The organism is Allocoprococcus comes, assembly GCF_013300725.1.
GTDB classification, from domain to species: domain Bacteria; phylum Bacillota; class Clostridia; order Lachnospirales; family Lachnospiraceae; genus Allocoprococcus; species Allocoprococcus comes_A.
In genome coordinates, this window is sequence record NZ_JAAIMM010000007.1 from 43,619 (window position 1) to 62,422 (window position 18,804).

The 18,804-nt window shown below is 41.7% G+C and carries 17 protein-coding genes; 15 read left to right on the top strand and 2 right to left on the bottom strand.

Annotation, left to right across the window (positions count from 1 at the left end; translation table 11 throughout):
- Positions 1-278: 278 nt before the first annotated feature.
- From G4407_RS16710 to feoB, 6 genes are all read left to right on the top strand, one after another.
- Positions 279-413, top strand: coding sequence for a hypothetical protein (locus G4407_RS16710; protein ID WP_274597643.1), 135 nt, complete (start codon positions 279-281; stop codon positions 411-413).
- A 20-nt stretch (positions 414-433) separates the two neighbouring features.
- A complete protein-coding gene (locus G4407_RS05350) occupies positions 434-1,774 on the top strand; it encodes a TrkH family potassium uptake protein (protein ID WP_173688043.1) in 1,341 nt (446 codons plus the stop codon).
- Between the two features lie 16 nt (positions 1,775-1,790).
- Positions 1,791-2,444, top strand: coding sequence for a potassium channel family protein (locus tag G4407_RS05355; protein WP_173688044.1), 654 nt, complete (start codon positions 1,791-1,793; stop codon positions 2,442-2,444).
- 20 nt (positions 2,445-2,464) lie between these two features.
- Positions 2,465-3,532, top strand: coding sequence for a sensor histidine kinase (locus G4407_RS05360; RefSeq protein ID WP_243259229.1), 1,068 nt, complete (start codon positions 2,465-2,467; stop codon positions 3,530-3,532).
- On the top strand, positions 3,522-4,223 hold the full coding sequence (locus G4407_RS05365; protein ID WP_173688046.1) for a response regulator: 702 nt from the start codon (positions 3,522-3,524) through the stop codon (positions 4,221-4,223). Before G4407_RS05360 ends, G4407_RS05365 begins: the two co-directional genes overlap by 11 nt.
- A gap of 129 nt (positions 4,224-4,352) precedes the next feature.
- Positions 4,353-6,698, top strand: coding sequence for a ferrous iron transport protein B (gene feoB, locus G4407_RS05370; RefSeq protein ID WP_173688047.1), 2,346 nt, complete (start codon positions 4,353-4,355; stop codon positions 6,696-6,698).
- 43 nt (positions 6,699-6,741) lie between these two features.
- Here feoB and G4407_RS05375 read toward each other — a convergent pair whose 3' ends face one another.
- Positions 6,742-7,641, bottom strand: a complete 900-nt coding sequence (locus tag G4407_RS05375; RefSeq protein WP_173688048.1) for a LysR family transcriptional regulator — start codon at positions 7,639-7,641, stop codon at positions 6,742-6,744.
- Between the two features lie 270 nt (positions 7,642-7,911).
- Between G4407_RS05375 and G4407_RS05380 the strand changes: the two genes are divergently transcribed.
- From G4407_RS05380 to G4407_RS05415, 8 genes are all read left to right on the top strand, one after another.
- A complete protein-coding gene (locus G4407_RS05380; RefSeq protein WP_173688049.1) occupies positions 7,912-9,033 on the top strand; it encodes a 5-methyltetrahydropteroyltriglutamate--homocysteine S-methyltransferase in 1,122 nt (373 codons plus the stop codon).
- 89 nt (positions 9,034-9,122) lie between these two features.
- Entirely contained in the window at positions 9,123-9,647 is a 525-nt protein-coding gene (locus G4407_RS05385) for a nitroreductase (RefSeq protein WP_173688050.1), read from the top strand.
- Between the two features lie 11 nt (positions 9,648-9,658).
- Positions 9,659-10,609, top strand: a complete 951-nt coding sequence (locus tag G4407_RS05390) for a radical SAM protein (RefSeq protein WP_173688051.1) — start codon at positions 9,659-9,661, stop codon at positions 10,607-10,609.
- Between the two features lie 821 nt (positions 10,610-11,430).
- Positions 11,431-12,747, top strand: a complete 1,317-nt coding sequence (locus G4407_RS05395; protein ID WP_173688052.1) for a putative ABC transporter permease — start codon at positions 11,431-11,433, stop codon at positions 12,745-12,747.
- Positions 12,748-12,881: 134 nt separating this feature from the next.
- Entirely contained in the window at positions 12,882-13,883 is a 1,002-nt protein-coding gene (locus tag G4407_RS05400) for a permease (RefSeq protein WP_173688053.1), read from the top strand.
- A 241-nt stretch (positions 13,884-14,124) separates the two neighbouring features.
- Complete coding sequence (locus G4407_RS05405) at positions 14,125-14,457, top strand: ArsR/SmtB family transcription factor (RefSeq protein WP_173688054.1); 333 nt, start codon at positions 14,125-14,127, stop codon at positions 14,455-14,457.
- Positions 14,458-14,519: 62 nt separating this feature from the next.
- Positions 14,520-15,452 carry a CobW family GTP-binding protein gene (locus G4407_RS05410; RefSeq protein ID WP_173688055.1) on the top strand — a complete coding sequence of 311 codons (933 nt, stop codon included), beginning with the start codon at positions 14,520-14,522 and terminating at the stop codon, positions 15,450-15,452.
- Between the two features lie 15 nt (positions 15,453-15,467).
- Positions 15,468-15,701: a thioredoxin family protein gene (locus G4407_RS05415; protein ID WP_173688056.1), complete on the top strand. Its 234-nt coding sequence runs from the start codon at positions 15,468-15,470 to the stop codon at positions 15,699-15,701.
- 84 nt (positions 15,702-15,785) lie between these two features.
- Here G4407_RS05415 and G4407_RS05420 read toward each other — a convergent pair whose 3' ends face one another.
- Complete coding sequence (locus G4407_RS05420) at positions 15,786-16,925, bottom strand: ROK family protein (RefSeq protein WP_173688057.1); 1,140 nt, start codon at positions 16,923-16,925, stop codon at positions 15,786-15,788.
- Positions 16,926-17,172: 247 nt separating this feature from the next.
- Here G4407_RS05420 and G4407_RS05425 point away from each other — a divergent pair, with 247 nt between their 5' ends.
- Positions 17,173-18,789 (top strand): mannitol dehydrogenase family protein, encoded by a 1,617-nt coding sequence (locus G4407_RS05425; RefSeq protein WP_173688058.1) that lies wholly within the window; start codon positions 17,173-17,175, stop codon positions 18,787-18,789.
- The last annotated feature ends 15 nt before the right edge of the window (positions 18,790-18,804 follow it).

Below are 18,804 nucleotides of genomic sequence, written 5' to 3' on the forward strand. Positions count from 1 at the left end.
TAAAAAAGGCGGACGCTTTGCAGAAATTTGAACTGCGAAGTGCCCGTTTTTTTTGTTTCATAGGAAGTTCCGAAGGAACTTCCTATGAAACAAAAGGACTACGTGCCGGAGATGCGCATTCTTTTTATATAACTGAAAATTTCTAATCCCATTTTTTAGCATGAAATTATAACGGAATATTTACATAAAATCAGGAATCTTTATACAATCTTTATACTAAAAATACTATCATTGATTTGAAAAAACAGGAGTAAAAACAGTAAGAGGAAGGAAAGGTTATGTTCGAGATTGAGAGTATTATTTTATTTACAGGGATCCTGAGCTTTCTACTGATCGCCGGCTTGCATCTGATGCGTGAACTCGATATTTTCCTGAAGAAGGATAAAGAAGAGAGAGAGGAAGAAAGATACTGAGGAGAAAGGAAAAGAAACAAATGACAGTATTATATAAAAAGATGACACAGACGCAGATGATTGTTGTCGGGTATTTGCTGCTGATTCTTTTGGGAAGTATTCTCTTAATGCTTCCGGTTTCATCAAGGGATGGAAATATGACATCTTTTGCAGATGCATTATTCACCTCGACATCTGCATCCTGTGTGACGGGGCTGGTTGTACAGGATACGTATCAGCACTGGTCTTTTTTTGGACAGCTTATCATTTTGATTCTGATCCAGATCGGCGGTATGGGATTTATGACACTTGGTGTCTGTGTGGCAATTCTGCTAAGAAGAAAGATAGGGCTTAAAGTCCGCGGAATTTTGCAGGAGAGTATCAATAGTATTCAAATTGGTGGAATTGTAAAGCTTACAAAGAAGATTATTAAGGGAACACTTTTTTTTGAAAGCATTGGAGCCGTATTGCTGATGATCCGGTTTATTCCGGAATTTGGAATAGGAAGGGGGATCTGGTATGGGATCTTTCATTCTATATCAGCTTTTTGCAATGCCGGATTTGACCTTATGGGAGAGAATGGTGCCTATCAGTCACTGGTCAGATATTCGGATGACTGGCTGGTAAATACAGTGATCATGCTGCTGATCATAATCGGTGGAATCGGTTTTTTTGTGTGGGATGATCTGTCTGTGAAAAAACTCCACTGGAAAAAATATCATCTGCATACAAAGATTGTTTTATCGACAACAGGTTTTTTGATTATAGCAGGAGCAGTTTTATTCCTGATACTGGAAAGAAATAATGTACTGGCAGGGATGCCTGTGAAAGAACAGATACTCTGTTCTTTATTTCACTCGGTGACAGCCAGAACAGCAGGGTTTAATACAACCGATACAGGAGCGTTGACGGAAGGCAGTAAACTTGTTACTATGATTCTGATGTTCATAGGAGGAAGCCCGGGATCTACAGCAGGTGGAATTAAGACGACAACCGTAGTGGCTCTCATTGTATTTGTGCGTGCAAATCTGATGGAAGCAGCCGGTTGTAATGTATTTAACAGAAGACTGGATGAAACTGCGATCAGAAAGGCCAGTGTTGTAATGTGTACGAATCTGTTCCTTATACTAACAGGAACGATCTTCATGGAAATTATGCAGCCGTTTTCTTTGTCGGATGTGATGTTTGAAGTCTTTTCTGCAATGGGAACAGTGGGAATGTCTGCGGGAATCACAAGAGATGTATGCATGGCATCAAGGATGATGCTGGTATTTCTGATGTTTTGCGGAAGAATAGGAAGTCTGACATTTGCACTTTCACTGAAAGGACACAGACATGAGGCACCGATCCGGAAACCGGTAGAAGAAATTACGATAGGATAGAACGAGGAGTAGAAAAATGAAATCAGTATTGATTATAGGACTTGGAAGATTTGGCCATCATCTGTGTATTGATATGGCCAATCGGGGAAATGAGGTAATGGTCATCGATAAAGATGAGAAAAAGACAACGGATTTACTGGAATACGCAACGGCAGTACGGGTAGGGGACTGTACAAATGAAGAAGTATTAAGAAGTCTTGGAGTAGGAAATTTCGATCTTTGCTTTGTGTGCATCGGATCAAATTTCCAGAGCAGTCTGGAGATAACAAGCCTGGTAAAAGAGCTTGGAGCCAAACATGTTGTCAGTAAGGCAAACAGGGATATCCATGCAAAATTTTTATTGAGAAACGGAGCGGATGAAGTCTTTTATCCGGATCGGGATATTGCAGAACGACTGGCTGTAAAATACAGTGCAAATCATGTTTTTGACTATTTTGAACTCAGTAAGGATTATTCGATTTTTGAAATCCAGCCGAAGTCTGCATGGATCGGGCGGACGATAGAAGAAGCGGATATAAGGGCAAACTATCATATAAATGTATTTGGAATAAAGAAAAATGCAGAGCTGGTGGTCCTTCCGAGAGCGGATTATGTGATGCATGAGAAGGATCATCTGCTTGTAGTAGGTCTTACAAAGGATATTGACCGTCTGCTTACAAGTATGAAATAATGAATGATGGGGGAAAGAAAATGATAAAAGAGAGAGTAAAATATATGGTGCACTCGGTTGCAATCATGGCGGTTGCAACATTTTTGTCTTTTTTTCTCCAGAGTTATGGGATTCGAAAAGAAAATATTCTGATGATCTATATTGTAGGTGTACTGGTCATAACAGTTACAACTACCGGTTATCTGTATGGAATGATGGCTTCAGTATGCAGTGTGCTGCTGTTTAATTATTTTTTTACAGTGCCGGTGCATACATTTGCGATGACGGATCAGAATGATGTGGTACTTCTGGTGTTTTTCCTTATCACAGGATTTATTTCCGCAAGTATTATGGTACGATTTCATAATCAGGTGCGTATTGCAGAGGAAACAAGGGCACAGATGGAAAGAGAAAAGTTGAAAAGCAATATGCTGAGAAGTATTTCCCATGATTTCAGGACACCTTTGACCGGAATCATGGGAGATGCTGGACTTTTAAAAGAGGCGGATGATCTGGATGCCGGAGTCAGAAAGGAACTGGCAGGAGAGATACAGGAGCAGTCTGTATGGCTGATGCGCCTGATGGAAAATATTTTGAATATGACAAAGCTGGAAAGTGAAGAATTTGAGATCCGGAAAGACCAGGAAGTAGTGGATGATCTGATCTATGAAGCCGTATCACATATCATAGGACTCCGGGAAAAGAGGAGATTTGAAATTAAACTTCCGTCGGAGCTGATCGTTGTAAATGTAGATGGAAAACTGATGGTCCAGGTGCTGGTCAATCTTCTGGATAATGCGATGAAGCATACAGGGGAAAATGGATGGATCTGTATAGAAGCCAGATATGATGCAGGAAAAGTGTGGATCAGTGTAGAGGATGATGGAGACGGAATTTCGGAAGATCTGAAAGAAAATATTTTTGACGAATTTGTTACAAGGTCAGATGAAAAAGGGGACAGACAAAGAGGAATCGGTCTGGGACTGGCTATATGTAAAGCGGTAGTAAATGCACATGGTGGAAATATTTGTGCAGAGAACAGAAAAGAAGGCGGAGCAAGGTTCATGTTCTGGCTGGAGGCAAGGCAGGTAAGTACAGATGGCAGATAAGCATAAAATTTTAATTGTGGAAGACGATAAATATATTATTAACTTTATCTCGATGAGTCTTAAGAAAGAAGACTATGATTTTGTGATTGCGAAGACATGTGGAGAAGCAAATGCACTGTTCTATGCAAACAGACCGGATATGATTATTCTGGATCTTGGACTTCCGGATGGTGACGGGATTGAGATTATAAAAAATGTAAGAGAGATCTCGAAGATACCGATCATTGTGGTCAGTGCAAGACAGGAAGAGGAAGAAAAAATACAGGCACTGGATCTGGGAGCAGATGATTATGTGACAAAACCGTTTTATATGGGTGAACTGCTTGCCAGAATCCGTGTGGCGCTCAGAAAGAGTAACCAGATTCCGGAAGAAAAGAAAGAAAAAATCTTTCAGTGTGATTATCTGAAAGTGGACTGGGAAAAACATCAGGTATTGATTGATGAAAAAGAAGTTCATCTGACTCCGATGGAATATAAGATTTTGAAACTATTGATCGACAACAGGGGAAAGGTACTGACACATAATTATATTCTCAGCCAGATCTGGGGCAGTGCACAGGGAGTAGAAGCAGCCAACCTGAGGGTATTTATGGCAGCACTGCGAAGGAAGATAGAAAAGGATCCGGGAAATTGCAGATTTATCCTGACAGAAGTCGGAGTAGGGTACCGGTTTAGAGAGACTGCGGAATAAAACAATTTGCAGGCGAGGAAATTAGTTAGAAAAAACGAATGTTATTCTTGAATGACTACCTACAGGACTGATATGATAATGATATAAATTATCAATAAATGGTTTTGACCAAAGGAGACAGATAGAGGAATGACACTAAAAGAATTACAAGTCGGAAAGACAGCTACGATTCTTTCCGTAGGAGGAAGTGGTGCACTCAGGCAGCATTTCCTGGATATGGGACTGATCCAGGGAACAGAAGTAACGATTGTAAAGTATGCGCCGATGGGGGATCCGGTTGAGATCAGGATCCATGGTTATGAACTTACGATCCGTCTGGAGGATGCCGGACAGATTGAAATTACACCGGCCCATGAGCCACATTATAAGAAGAAGGAAGGCAGACAATCGTTAGGAGATGCACAGCATCCGGGGTATGGAGAAGCAGGCATTTTTCATGAGAAGAAAACAGAGCATCCATTACCGGAGGATACGACACTTACGTTTGCATTGGTTGGAAATCAGAATTGTGGAAAAACAACGCTGTTCAACCAGCTGACCGGATCAAATCAGCATGTGGGTAATTTTCCAGGTGTTACGGTTGACAGAAAAGACGGTGTGATCAAGGAACATCCCAATACCCGTATTACCGATCTTCCGGGAATTTATTCTATGTCTCCGTACAGCAGTGAGGAAATCGTTACAAGAGAATTTCTGCTTCAGGATAAACCGAAGGGAATCATCAATATCGTAGATGCAACCAACATTGAACGGAATATGTATCTGACGATGCAGCTTATGGAACTTGAGATCCCGATGGTTGTTGCGCTGAATATGATGGATGAGATGCGTGTGAACGGAGGCTCTGTGCGTGTGAATGAGCTGGAAGCATTTCTCGGAGTACCGGTTGTACCAATCTCGGCAGCAAAGGGAGAAGGAATTGCGGAACTGGTAGAACATGCACTGCATGTCGCAAAATATCAGGAAGCACCGGAAGAAGTGGATTTCTGTTCTGCTGAAGGTCAGGAAAGTGCGGTTCACAGATGCATTCATGCGATCATGCATCTGATTGAAGATCATGCGAAGGAAGCAGGGATTCCGGTCAGATTTGCAGCAAGCAAGCTGGCAGAGAATGATGAACTTGTCCTGGAAAAATTAAAGCTGAGCCAGAATGAAAAGGAGCTTCTGGAACATATCAATCTGCAGATGGAAGAAGAATGCAAGGTAGACCGTTCATCGGCAGTAGCGGGAATGCGTTTTAACTATATCCAGCGTGCCTGTGAAGATACGGTATTAAAGCCACATGAGAGCAGGGAGCGGGTGCGAAGCAGGAAGATCGATCAGGTTCTGACAGGAAAATATACCGGAATTCCGGCATTTATCGCAATTATGGGACTGGTATTCTGGCTGACATTTAATGTGATCGGAGCATTTTTACAGGATCTTCTGCAACAGGGAATTGACCAGGTGATCATAGCCTGCAGTCAGGCACTGGATGCAGCAGGAGTCAACAGCGTATTAAAGTCACTGGTTGTAGATGGAATCTTTCAGGGGGTTGGAAGCGTGCTGAGTTTCCTGCCGATCATTGTTACACTGTTCTTTTTCCTTTCGATGCTGGAGGACAGTGGATATATGGCAAGGGTTGCGTTTATTATGGATAAACTTTTGCGAAAGATTGGTCTTTCCGGAAGAAGTATTGTACCGATGCTGATCGGATTTGGATGTACAGTACCGGGAGTTATGGCGAGCCGGACACTTTCTTCAGAGCGTGATCGTAAAATGACGATTATGCTGACTCCGTTTATGAGTTGTTCAGCAAAACTTCCGATCTATGCATTCTTTACAGCGGCGTTTTTCCCAGGGAAGGGTGCAATTGTAATGATCGGTCTCTATTTCTTCGGAATCCTGATGGGAATCCTTACTGCACTTGCAATGAAAGGGACGATGTTCAAAGGAGAACCTGTTCCGTTTGTTATGGAGCTTCCGAATTATCGTATGCCGGGAGCGAAAAATGTTGGTCAGCTTCTCTGGGAAAAAGCAAAAGACTTCCTGCAGAGAGCATTTACCGTTATTTTTGGTGCAACGATCGTGATCTGGTTCCTGCAGAGCTTTGATCTGCATCTGAATATGGTGACAGATTCACAGGCAAGTATCCTTGCAACGGTAGCAGGTATGATCGCACCTGTATTCATTCCTCTTGGATTCGGTGACTGGAGGATATCAACGGCACTGATTTCCGGATTTATGGCAAAAGAGAGTGTTGTCTCCACTCTTTCAATTTTGTTTGGGTCAACAGCAGCACTGACAGCGGTGATCAACACAGCCGGTGCAGCAGCTCTTTTGATTTTCTGTCTTTTGTATACACCGTGTGTGGCAGCGATTGCTTCTATTAAAAGAGAACTTGGTGGTAAATGGGCGATCGGTGTTGTGATCTTTCAGTGCGTAATTGCATGGGTTGCAGCATTTATTGTGCATGGAATTGTATGTTTATTTTAAAACAAAAACTTCTGGGAACAGGGAAACTGCTTCCAGAAGTTTTTTATTGCAGATATTTTTTCAAGGCATCCAGATAAGTTGTCCCTAATCTGCTTAACATTCTTTTTTTATGTGTAATATACCCAATCCGCATATCACTTTCGTCAGCAAGAGGAACGGCAATGATATCTTTTCCATTCAACTTTTTGTCGATTACACCACTGCATACTGTGTAGCCATTTAGCCCGATCAGAAGATTAAATAAGGTGGCACGGTCCCGTACACGGATATTTTTTTTTCGTTCAGATACAGAAAAGATTTCTTCTGAAAAATAAAAGGAATTGTGTTCACCCTGTTCAAAGGAAAGATATGGATAATCGTCCAGTTCTTCATTGGCTATTATTTTGTGATCGGCGAGAGGATGACGTCTGCTGATAAATACATGTGGTTTTGCAACAAACAGCTGATGAAAAATAAGCCCGTTGGATTTTAAAATTTTTTCCAGAACCGTTTCATTAAAATTATTTAAGAAAAGAATTCCAATCTCGCTGCGCATTTTTGCTACATCTTCGATGATTTCGTATGTCTGGGTTTCGCGGAGACTGAAATCATATTCATCCTGTCCGTAGGTTTTGATCAGATCGACAAAGGCATTGACAGCGAAAGAATAGTGCTGCGTAGATACACAGAATTTCTTTTTCCCGCCGGAAGTTCCTTTGTATTTATCTTCGAGAATAGCGGCCTGTTCCAGAACCTGTCTGGCGTATCCTAAGAAATCCTCGCCTTCTTTTGAAAGGATGATCCCTTTATTAGTCCGGAGAAAAATGGTAATCTTCATTTCTTTTTCCAGTTCACGGATTGCGTTTGTCAGGCTTGGCTGGGAAATATAAAGACGATTTGCGGCTTCGGTAATTGTTCCTGTTTCAGCAACAGTTACGACGTATTTTAATTGTTGAAGAGTCATATTTTTCACTTTCTATAAAGAATATTGTTTTTGGGTTTGGGATATTAGAAAAGTATCTGGAAAATGTATCTTAGCGGAAAATACTTCTGGTCAGATATCCTGGTAATATTGTAGCATGGAAGAAGGGAGCGTGAAACATTTTTTTGATATTGCTATAGTTTTAAACTATGGCAAACTGCATTTTTTTTGTATTTTTCAGATGCAGAATACTCTGCTATACTTTCAAACATAAAAGACAGACAGTACGAAAGAAAAAAGGAGAGCTATATTATGAGTAAAAATACACCATTTCGTTATGATTATGTAGGAAGTTTTTTAAGACCGGAAACACTGAAAAGAGCAAGAAGAGATTTTGAAGAAGGAAAGATTTCAAAAGAAGAACTGACAAAAGTAGAGGATGCTGCAATTTTAGACCTGGTAGAGAAGCAGAAAAAAGCCGGATATCGTGTGATCACAGACGGCGAGTTCAGAAGAGCAACCTGGCATCTTGATTTCATGTGGGGATTTAACGGGGTAGGACATGAGCCGACTAAGACCGGACTTCCGTTCCACGGTGAAGCTGCAATGATCGATGATACTTATCTGACTGGAAAAATTTCCGTAGATCAGCATCCATTTGTAGAACATTTTAAATTTGTAAAGGCACTGGAAGATGAAAATACAGTAGCAAAGCAGACGATCCCGGCACCGGCACAGTTCCTGGAACAGTTTATTATGCCAATGTCCCTTCCGAATACCAATCAGTATTATCCGGATGTGGAAGAACTGGCAGAAGATATCGCAAATGGATATAAGAAAGTTATTCGTGACCTGTATGATGCGGGCTGTAGAAACATTCAGTTGGATGACTGTTCATGGGGAATGTGTGTAGATCCACATGCTACAGCAATTTTCGGAACCGATGAAGCCGGACTTCAGAAAATCATGGAACAGCTTCTTGCTATCAATAACCGTGCAATTGAGGGAGCGCCGGAGGACCTGGTGATCAACACGCATGTATGCCGTGGAAATTTCCATTCTACTTATGCAAGCAGCGGTGCGTATGACTGTGTGGCAGAAACTTTATTTGCCCGTGAAAATGTAAGTGCATATTATCTGGAATTTGATGATGCGCGTTCTGGTGGATTTGAGCCGCTGAAGAGTGTAAATGGTGATAAAAAAGTGGTTCTCGGTCTGATTACAACCAAGTCATCAAAGCTGGAAGATAAGGAAGACGTAATTAAAAGAATTCATGAGGCTGCAAAATATGTCCCACTTGAAAGACTGTATTTAAGCCCACAGTGTGGATTTGCTTCCTGTGAAATCGGAAATAAGCTGACAGAAGAAGAACAGTGGAAGAAACTTGCACTTGTAAAAGAAATTGCAGAGGAAGTCTGGGGAGAAGAAAAATAATCCGGATATAAAAATTTAAGAAAATAGTAGGTACAGCTCCTTTTGAATCGTGTTACAATAAGAACAGATTTGAAAGGAGCTGAAAATTTATGAATGAAGTAATCAAAAACATGGAAGAGCGCAGAAGCGTCCGCAGCTACAAACCGGATATGATCAGTAAAGAAGATCTGGATGCGATCATTGAGGCTGGAACTTATGCGGCAACAGGAATGGGGATGCAGTCACCGATCATCGTAGCAGTGACCGATAAAGCAACGAGAGATCAGCTCTCTGCAATGAATGCAAAGATCATGGGAACAGATACAGATCCATTTTATGGAGCACCGGTAGTTCTTATTGTACTTGCAGACAAGGCAAGACCAACTTATCTTTATGATGGAAGCCTTGTGATGGGGAATCTGATGAATGCGGCACATTCTCTTGGAATCGGAAGCTGTTGGATTCACCGTGCAAAAGAAGAATTTGAATCTGAGGAAGGAAAGGCTCTTTTGAAAAAATGGGGAATCGAAGGAGACTATGAAGGAATTGGACATTGTGTGCTCGGATATGCGGCAGCAGAACTTCCTGTAGCTAAACCGAGAAAAGAAAACTATGTCTATTATGCAGAAGCATAGGAGTGTGATGTATGGATTACGAAGGACAGATTTGCCGGGCACCGATGGAGAGAAGTTCTTTTATGCTTCCGGTAATGGTTGGATGTTCATACAACCAGTGTAAGTTCTGCAATTTATTCCGGCATCTGAAGTATCGGGAGCTTCCGATAGAGCAGATTGAAGAGGAACTTAAGAGAGTTCGTGATCTGAATGGAAAGCCGAAAAAGATCTTTCTGGGGGATGGCAATGCGTTTGGCCTGAAGACGGAGAAATTGTATGAGATTCTGGATCGGATCGCATATTACTTCCCGGAATGTGAAGGGGTCAATATGGATGCAACCGTTACAAGTATTTTACATAAAAGCCAGGAAGAACTGGAAATGCTTGCAGCAAAAAAAGTAAAGCATCTGTATCTTGGAATTGAAAGCGGATTGGATGATGTACTGAAATTTATGAAAAAGGATCATGATCTGGGACAGGCGTATCAGGCAATTGACAGGCTTCATGAAGCAGGACTGATCTATGATGCACATATTATGACCGGAGTCGCAGGAAAAGGAAGAGGAATGGAAAATGCAGAAGCACTGGCGCAGTTCCTGAACAGGACCAATCCGGCGCATGTAGTGAATTTTTCCATGTTTCTGCATAAAGAAGTTCCGTTGTATGAAGATATACGGCAAGGTACTTTTGTTCCGGCAGATGAGCTGGAAACAATTCGTGAAGAATATCATCTGATCGAGAGGATCGCACCGGAAAAAGCAGGAGCAAATATTTTATATGATGGTTTTCATGACTTTATCCATGTGAGAGTCAGAGGACATCTTCCGGGTGATAAAGAAAAAATGCTTGCCAAATTAAGCGGTATCATTCAGGAATATGAGGGAAAAGAACCGGTTTATTCCTTTGTACAGGGGGAATGCCCGGATCTGGAATACTGTGATGATGGTAAGGCAGTATGGGATATGGACCGGAAGACTTCATAGAATCTGCTGTATTATGAATCGGCAGAAATTGAGCGCGTCATCAGGCGCGCTCTTGAATTTGGAACAGATAATATGTCATAAAAAATCCACTGTATCTGATCTTTCAGCTACAGTGGATTTTAATTTGATCCATCCATTGGATTATCCTCCTTATTCACTTCTTATCTATCTGAAACTATTATCTCAAATAGTTTTTTCTATATAAATTTCAATTATTATGCCATTGGTCTGTACCTCTTACTCTCATTGATTTGATATTGTATAAATTATCTTGCCATTGGTCTGTACCTCTTGCTTTCATCAGATTTGTTCTGGTTTTAAATTATGTTCCTTTTGGTCCATACCTCTTACTTTCATTAGATTTGTTCTGGCTTTAAATTAAGTTTCCGGTGGTCTGTACCTCTTACTTTCTTTAGATTTTGTTCTGGTTTTAAATTATGTTCCTTTTGGTCCGTACCTCTTACTTTCATTAGATTTGTCCGAGTTTTAAATTAAGTGTCCTTTGGTCCATACCTCTTACTTTCTTAGACTTTGGAGTTAAGATTAAGTTTCTGGTGGTCCGTCCTCCTTTTGTTTTGTTGATATTATAATATCGCATAAAATGCAAAATGTCAATAAAAATTCTGAAAAAAATAAAATAATTTTAAATATATGAAATAAATGCGGAATGCAGATAAAAAATAGAGAAATATATATGCTAAACAAATGAATATACAGAAAAAACGATTGGTGTTATATAATATCTTTACGGATAAAATCCCAATTGTAAGTTCATGGTTGGCATGATAAGATGATACCATGAATTTACAAAGGAGAAGACTATGAATCACTATACTGGATATGAATTATTGTGGCTCTTTTTCATTTATTCTTTTGGCGGATGGGTATTAGAAACGATATCGGCAACTTTGAAGCAGAAAAAGTTCGCCAACCGTGGACTGGTTAACGGACCGTTTTGTGTGTTGTATGGTCTGACGGCAATTGCGATGACGATCGGCTTGCAGGAACTTCGTGGAGTCTGGCTGTTCATTTTTGCAGCTGTTTATGCGACTGTGGCAGAATGGGTCAGCGGTCATCTGATTGAAAAAGCGTTTAAGGCGAGATGGTGGGATTATTCAAACATCAAATGGAACCTGGATGGATATATCTGTCTTCCGGTTTCATTGTTTTGGGGTGCGCTCGGTTATCTTGCTGTAAGATGGTGCAATGGGATCACGCTGATTTTGTTACATCTCTTGCCGAAGCTTTTGATGCATATTGTACTTCTGATATTGATCGGGGTACTTTTTATTGATATCTTTGGTTCCTTTATGCTACTTACCGGAAAGAGTAAGAATCCGGAGCGATGGATCGCAACGGATGCCGGGATGGACAAGATCAGTGCCAGGATTGCAGGAAAGATTGTCAGAAGTCTGGAAAAACGTCTGAAAAAAGCGTATCCAAAGGCAAGAAAAATCGAAGAAGAGATCCGGGAAGAGGACGAAGAAGAAGTATTCGCAAAAGGATGCGGCTTTTATAAAATCGTGATGCTGTTTATGATCGGTGCTTTTCTGGGAGATATCACGGAAACAATTTTCTGCCGTGTGACGGCAGGGGTATGGATGAGCAGAAGCAGTGTGGTCTGGGGACCGTTCAGCATTGTCTGGGGACTTGCAATCGCACTTGTTACGGCACTTTTATACAAGTATAAGGATAAAGGGGATCGTTTTCTATTCCTTACGGGGACACTGCTTGGTGGTGCGTATGAGTATCTCTGTAGCGTGTTTACGGAACTTGTATTTGGAAAAGTGTTCTGGGATTACAGCAAGATCCCGTTTAACCTGGGAGGACGAATTAATCTGCTTTACTGTTTTTTCTGGGGAATTGCTGCAGTTGTATGGTTTAAAATATTATTTCCGCCAGTGGAAAAATGGATTGAGAAAATACCGGCAGTTGCAGGAAAGCTTTTGACCTGGTTTTTATTAGTATTTATGGTCTGCAATATTCTGGTATCCTGTGTGGCACTGGTAAGATATGATGAAAGAGGAAATGGTGTACAGGCGACGAATGTTGTCCAAAAATGGGCGGATGTGCATTATGATGATGCAAAGATGAAAAAGATTTACCCGAATGCGAAGACGACGGAAGCAAAGAAATAAATGAAATCATATTGACAAATTTCTATGTGAAGAGTAAGATGCAGTTAAAGAACCGGTGTAAGAAATGTTTTGCACCGGTTAAAAAATGAAAAATATATAGAAATATTTCTATATTTCTATGGGAAGGAGAGAAAATGAAAGCAGTAAAAACCGGATGGGATTTTTTTCGGGATCAGATCCTTGGAATGCGCTGGCTAAAGGATCTGGTTGGAAAACTTCTTGCCAAAGCCGGATTGGGAGAGGGGAGATTCCCGGGCGAATTTCTCCATTTTTTCCTGTATGATATCATCAAAATTTTTGTGTTGCTTGCAGTGCTGATCTTTTTGATATCGTATATTCAAAGCTATTTTCCACCGGAGAGAAGCAGGAAGATCATGGGAAAATTTCATGGAATCTGGGCGAATCTGATCGGGGCACTTCTTGGGACGGTGACACCGTTCTGTTCCTGCTCATCAATTCCGATTTTTATGGGATTTACCAGTGCAGGGCTGCCGCTGGGAGTTACCTTTTCGTTTCTGATCTCATCTCCGATGGTGGATTTGGGATCACTGGTTCTGCTGATGAGCGTATTTGGCGGTAAGATTGCATTTGCGTATGTGATTGTTGGACTGGTCATAGCAGTTACAGGTGGAACGATCATTGAGAGACTGCATATGGAAGATCAGGTGGCAGATTTTATCCGCCAGGCACCGAATGTGGAGGTAGAATCACCGTCACTTACAGTAGCTGACCGTATGGATTATGCAAAAAATCAGGTTGTGTCTACCGTTAAAAAGGTAGCGCCGTATATCGTTGCCGGAGTTATCATTGGGGCAGCCATCCACAATCTGATCCCAGGGCATATCGTTCGCAGCATTCTTGGAAAGCAGACCTGGTATGCAGTGCCACTGGCAACAGCAGTAGGTGTTCCGATGTATGCAGACATTTTCGGAACCATCCCGGTTGCAGAAAGCCTGCTGGCAAAAGGTGCAGGACTTGGAACGATTCTTTCGTTTATGATGGCAGTGACAACCCTTTCACTTCCATCTATGGTAATGCTGTCAAAAGCGATCAAGAAAAAACTGCTCGGAACATTCATTGGGATTGTCTGTATCGGAATAATCATTGTGGGGTATGGGGGAAATGTGATAATATAGGGGAGCAAATTCAAAAGACTTTCATGCTTGCATGAAAAGGATTTTGAACTTGCTCCCCGCCGGACATGAGGAAGGAGCGATTTACGAAGTAAATCAGCGGATTCCGAATGGACGAAGGATTGCGTGAGCAGCAACGCTGCGGAGCAATCCGTAATATTATCAAAAGTAGTGGGGAAATTCAAAGATCATTCATGCTTGCATGAAAAGGGAAAAGATTTACATTACCCGAGGTGACAGAAAAATGCAGATAGATTATGAAAAATATGCCCGTATATTCAAAGTAATGTCGGATCCGAAACGTCTGAAGATCATCGACATGTTATCCGAAGGAGAACTATGCGCCTGCAAGATCCTGGAGGAATTTCACATCACACAGCCAACCTTATCACACGATATGAAGCTGATGTGCGATCTGGGAATTGTGAAGGCACGCAAAGAAGGAAAATGGATGCAGTATTCTCTGGATCTGGATGTGATGAATGAGGTTTACAAGACGGTTGGGCGGCTGATGATCCCGAGAGATTATGCAGGGCTTTTAAATTGCAATTGTAATACAGAAAAGGAAGAAAAATAAGTTGCAGCTGCAGCAGAGCAAATCAGGGTGCAGTTGCAGTATAGAAAAAGGAGAAATGAATCATGAGTAAGATTAAATTGTATTTTCTGACGGGATTTCTGGGATCCGGCAAGACGACGATCCTCAGGAATCTGCTGGAAAATATGGAAGGAACAAAGGTTGGAGTGATCCAGGATGAACTGGGAAAGATCAGTATTGATGGAACCGTGCTTCAGAATAATGATATCCAGATGGTAGAACTGAACCGGGGATCGATTTTCTGCAGCTGTCTGAGATTATCCTTTGTGGATGCGCTGGTTCAGATGTCCAGAAAAGGTCTGGAATACGTGTTTGTAGAGAGCTCAGGGTTTGGAGATCCGTCCAATGCGGAAGAAATTCTTGCGGCGACGGAAGTGATGGCTCCGAATGCATATGATTTCAAAGGATGTATCTGTCTGGTGGACTGCTATAATTTTCTGGATCAGGTCGAAGATTCAGAGACGATCGACCGGCAGCTTAAGCACTGCAATCTTGCAGTTCTGACGAAAATTGATCTGGTAGATGAGAACCGGATTGAGAAGGTGAAAGAGAAAGTGCGTGAGATCAATCCGGTCTGTCCGATCACGGAGAGTGCGAATGGAAATATTGACCGTTCGTTTTATGATATGGATCTGATGCTGTATAAATGGGCAGAATGTGAGGATACTACGAATTCATCGAAAAATAAACCGAAGACATTTTCCATGGATTTCACAGGAGAGATCCAGAAGGAAAAGCTGGAAGCTTTCCTTGCGAAGATTGAACCGGATGTTTTCCGGGTAAAGGGATTCTTTAAAGTGGAAAAAGAAGGATGGGAAAAGGTTGACGTAGTTGGAAAAAAACGGGATTATGCACCTTATAAAGCCCAGCAGAAGTCTCAACTTGTATTTATTTCCAAAATCGGAATCGCACTGATCCGCGAAATCGCAGCGGCGTGGGAAGAATGTGTGGGACTTCCTATGAAACTGAATAATTAAATCGGGAGGCTGGATATGAATATAAAAGTAATTGGAAGCGGCTGCGAGAACTGTGATAAGACGAATGCAGTTGTGAAAGAATGTCTGGAGGAGCTTGGAATCGATACGGAGATTGAAAGAGTGACAGATCTGGTTGAGATTGTAAAACTGGGTGTGATGACGGCTCCTTCGGTGATGATAGATGGAAAACTGGTGGTTGCAGGGCAGGTCCCTTCAAAGAAACAGATGATGAAAATACTGAAAAAATAGAAAAATGGGATGGATGCGGAGACTGGAAAGCGCATCCATCCTGTTTTTTCGTATACGATGAGCAAAGTGCAGCCTGTTCGATTATTACGACACAGCCGGAGCCAGGAACTCCTTGATGTAATAAAGTGCTGCGCCGATCGCCGGAGTATACTGTCCGTGATTCCCTACCAGAAGCTGGTCTTCGGTCATCCGGAAAAGAGAACCTTCATTGACTTTATTTAGCAGATACAGCATATCTGTTTCCTGAAAATATGGTGCAAGATAGCCGCTGATGATCACCGGACTGTCAATTACAAGATTCAGGTTGCGGATCGCAAAAGCAAGATGATCCAGATAGTTCCGCCAGATCTGCATAAGGTTCGGAGCCTGTGTCTGATGCAGGAGATAAAAAAAATCTTTGATCGGCATACCGGCAGCAGCTTTCAGAGCATTAGCGGAGCAATAAGTTTCCAGACATCCATGATTGCCACAGTAGCATTTTGGACCGTCCGGGTCGATGCAGATATGCTCGATCAGCCCGCTTCGCATATGATTTCCCTGATGGACTTCATGCCCGGTGATGATCGCACCGCCCAGGTTTGGATTCAGCAGAAAGACCAGTGCACTGTCAAGCTGCGGATGATTCCAGAGCTCCAGATCCGCCGCTGCTTTGGAGTCATGTTCCAGATGGCACGGATACGGAAGTCTGGAGGAAAAATCCGAAAGCTGCATATTTGCATTTCCCATAATATCGCCGTAGGTTACGGCAGTTCCATCCGGTGAGATGATTCCCTGTGTGGCAATCGAAATTCCCTCAATTTTTTCAAGAGCGTAATGATTCTTCTGGATAAAGAGCTCTACATTTGCAGCAAGGGCAGTGTAGTAAGCATCGCTGTTCTCATATGGGAGTTCAATTGTCTCTGTTGCAACTGCATCTCCATATAAATTCACGGCTACAATATGAAACATATCTTTTAAAATCCCAAGTCCGATCGAAATACGGAAATCTTCAACAATTTTTATAATCTGAGCCTTTCGTCCGCCGGTTGATTCAAAATATCCATTCCGGCTGATCAGACCGTCATTTTCCAGTTCATTTAAATTCTGGCTGACGGTAGAAAGTCCCATTTGCAGATCCTGGACAATCTGAAGTTTGGATGTTTCTTTCTGATTGTAGATGTATTGATAGACCTTATCACGATTTATTTTTTTTAAAGTGATTGTGGTCATTCCTTTTTCACGCATACTATTCTCCTTTACTTACTTATATGTGAATCATACACATAAGATCTGGGTTTATTTTAGTATAGATGCCGAAGTAAAACAAGTCAACAGACGGATTTTGTTAAAAGTGCATAAAAAAAGAATGTGAAATTGTATTTTTTGTCAATAGACAATTGGATACGCTGGATATATACTACACTTACAACTTAGATATAAGCGTAAGTCAAAAGCATAACTAAAAAGAAAAAGTAAAACAGGAGGTAATAAGATGAAGTTAACAATCGAAGGAATCAAAGAACGTGCGGTATGGGAGAAGGCAGGAATTGCGCTTCCGGGATATGATGTGGAGAAGGTATCTGAAAAAGCAAAAGAAGAACCGGGATGGGTTCATTTTGGAATCGGTAATATTTTCCGTATTTTTATCGGTGGAATTGCAGACGGACTTCTGGAAGAAGGTGTACTGGACAGAGGAATCACCTGTGTAGAGACATTTGACTATGACGTAGTAGATAAAATTTATGATCCATATGACAATCTGGGACTGAGCGTAATTCTGCATGGGGACGGAACACGTGAATATAAAGTACTCGGATCCCTTGCAGAAGCAGTAAAAGCACAGTCTTCTGATCTGGCACAGTGGAACCGTCTGAAAGAGATCTTTACAAGCAAATCTCTTCAGATGGTATCCTTTACAATTACAGAAAAAGGATATGCTCTGCAGAAAGCAGACGGAACCTGGTTTCCATTCGTGGAAGCGGATATTAAGAACGGGCCGGACAAAGCGACAGGAGCCATGGCAGTACTGGTAGCAATGCTTTATGAAAGATTCAAAGCAGGAAGATATCCAATTGCACTGGTATCTATGGATAACTGTTCCAAGAATGGTGCAAAACTCCGTGAATCTGTTCTTACAATGGCAGAAGAGTGGAAGAGGCAGGGATTTGTAGATGATGATTTCATTACATATGTAAGTGATGAAAAAGTCGTTGCCTTCCCATGGACCATGATCGACAAGATCACCCCACGTCCGAGCGAACAGATTGCAGATGATCTTGAAGCTCTCGGTGTGGAAAAAATGCAGCCGGTTATCACCGGAAAGAAGACTTATATTGCTCCATTTGTAAATGCAGAAAAACCGCAATATCTGGTCATTGAAGACAGTTTTCCGAACGGACGCCCGGCACTGGAAAAAGGATTTGGAGTTTATATGGCGGACAGAAATACAGTAAATCTTTCGGAACGAATGAAAGTAACGGTATGCTTAAATCCGGTTCATTCAGCCACAGGTCCGCTTGGTGTCGTACTTGGATATGATCTGTTCGCACATATGCTTAATACCAATGAAGATATGATGAAGATGGCAAGAATGGTTGCTTATGACGAAGGACTTCCGGTAGTGGCAGATCCTGGAATCCTTTCTCCACAGGCATTTGTGGATGAACTTTTTAATGACCGTTTCCCAAATGAATATCTGGGAGATACAAATCTCCGTCTTGCAGTTGATGTGTCACAGATGGTTGGTATCCGTTTTGGCGAGACGGTAAAAGCCTATGTGGCAAAATACGGAGATGCATCAAAACTGACAGCAATTCCGCTTGGTATTGCGGGCTGGCTCAGATATATGCTGGCAGTTGATGATGAAGGAAACAAATTCGAACTGGCACCGGATCCGATGAATGAAGAAATCGGAGAACAGCTTGGTGACATCGTAGTTGGAAAGCCGGAGACATTGAAAGACCAGCTGAAACCGATCCTGTCCAATGAACGTCTGTTCTTTACCGATCTTTACAAAGATGGCGTTGGTGAAAAGATTGAAGAAATGTTCCGTGAAATGATCGCAGGACCAGGTGCTGTAAAAGCAACGATCCACAAATATGTTCACTAATCAGGAAGAATACGG

Excerpts from the sequence above, each read along its gene's own strand:
- feoB (WP_173688047.1), top strand. The coding sequence starts at position 4,353 with ATGACACTAAAAGAATTACAAGTCGGAAAGACAGCTACGATTCTTTCC.
- G4407_RS16710 (WP_274597643.1), top strand. The coding sequence starts at position 279 with ATGTTCGAGATTGAGAGTATTATTTTATTTACAGGGATCCTGAGCTTT.
- G4407_RS05405 (WP_173688054.1), top strand. The coding sequence starts at position 14,125 with ATGCAGATAGATTATGAAAAATATGCCCGTATATTCAAAGTAATGTCG.
- G4407_RS05365 (WP_173688046.1), top strand. The coding sequence starts at position 3,522 with ATGGCAGATAAGCATAAAATTTTAATTGTGGAAGACGATAAATATATT.
- G4407_RS05385 (WP_173688050.1), top strand. The coding sequence starts at position 9,123 with ATGAATGAAGTAATCAAAAACATGGAAGAGCGCAGAAGCGTCCGCAGC.
- G4407_RS05375 (WP_173688048.1), bottom strand. The coding sequence starts at position 7,641 with ATGACTCTTCAACAATTAAAATACGTCGTAACTGTTGCTGAAACAGGA.
- G4407_RS05390 (WP_173688051.1), top strand. The coding sequence starts at position 9,659 with ATGGATTACGAAGGACAGATTTGCCGGGCACCGATGGAGAGAAGTTCT.
- G4407_RS05420 (WP_173688057.1), bottom strand. The coding sequence starts at position 16,925 with ATGCGTGAAAAAGGAATGACCACAATCACTTTAAAAAAAATAAATCGT.
- G4407_RS05380 (WP_173688049.1), top strand. The coding sequence starts at position 7,912 with ATGAGTAAAAATACACCATTTCGTTATGATTATGTAGGAAGTTTTTTA.
- G4407_RS05350 (WP_173688043.1), top strand. The coding sequence starts at position 434 with ATGACAGTATTATATAAAAAGATGACACAGACGCAGATGATTGTTGTC.
- G4407_RS05360 (WP_243259229.1), top strand. The coding sequence starts at position 2,465 with ATGATAAAAGAGAGAGTAAAATATATGGTGCACTCGGTTGCAATCATG.
- G4407_RS05395 (WP_173688052.1), top strand. The coding sequence starts at position 11,431 with ATGAATCACTATACTGGATATGAATTATTGTGGCTCTTTTTCATTTAT.
- G4407_RS05425 (WP_173688058.1), top strand. The coding sequence starts at position 17,173 with ATGAAGTTAACAATCGAAGGAATCAAAGAACGTGCGGTATGGGAGAAG.
- G4407_RS05355 (WP_173688044.1), top strand. The coding sequence starts at position 1,791 with ATGAAATCAGTATTGATTATAGGACTTGGAAGATTTGGCCATCATCTG.
- G4407_RS05415 (WP_173688056.1), top strand. The coding sequence starts at position 15,468 with ATGAATATAAAAGTAATTGGAAGCGGCTGCGAGAACTGTGATAAGACG.
- G4407_RS05410 (WP_173688055.1), top strand. The coding sequence starts at position 14,520 with ATGAGTAAGATTAAATTGTATTTTCTGACGGGATTTCTGGGATCCGGC.
- G4407_RS05400 (WP_173688053.1), top strand. The coding sequence starts at position 12,882 with ATGAAAGCAGTAAAAACCGGATGGGATTTTTTTCGGGATCAGATCCTT.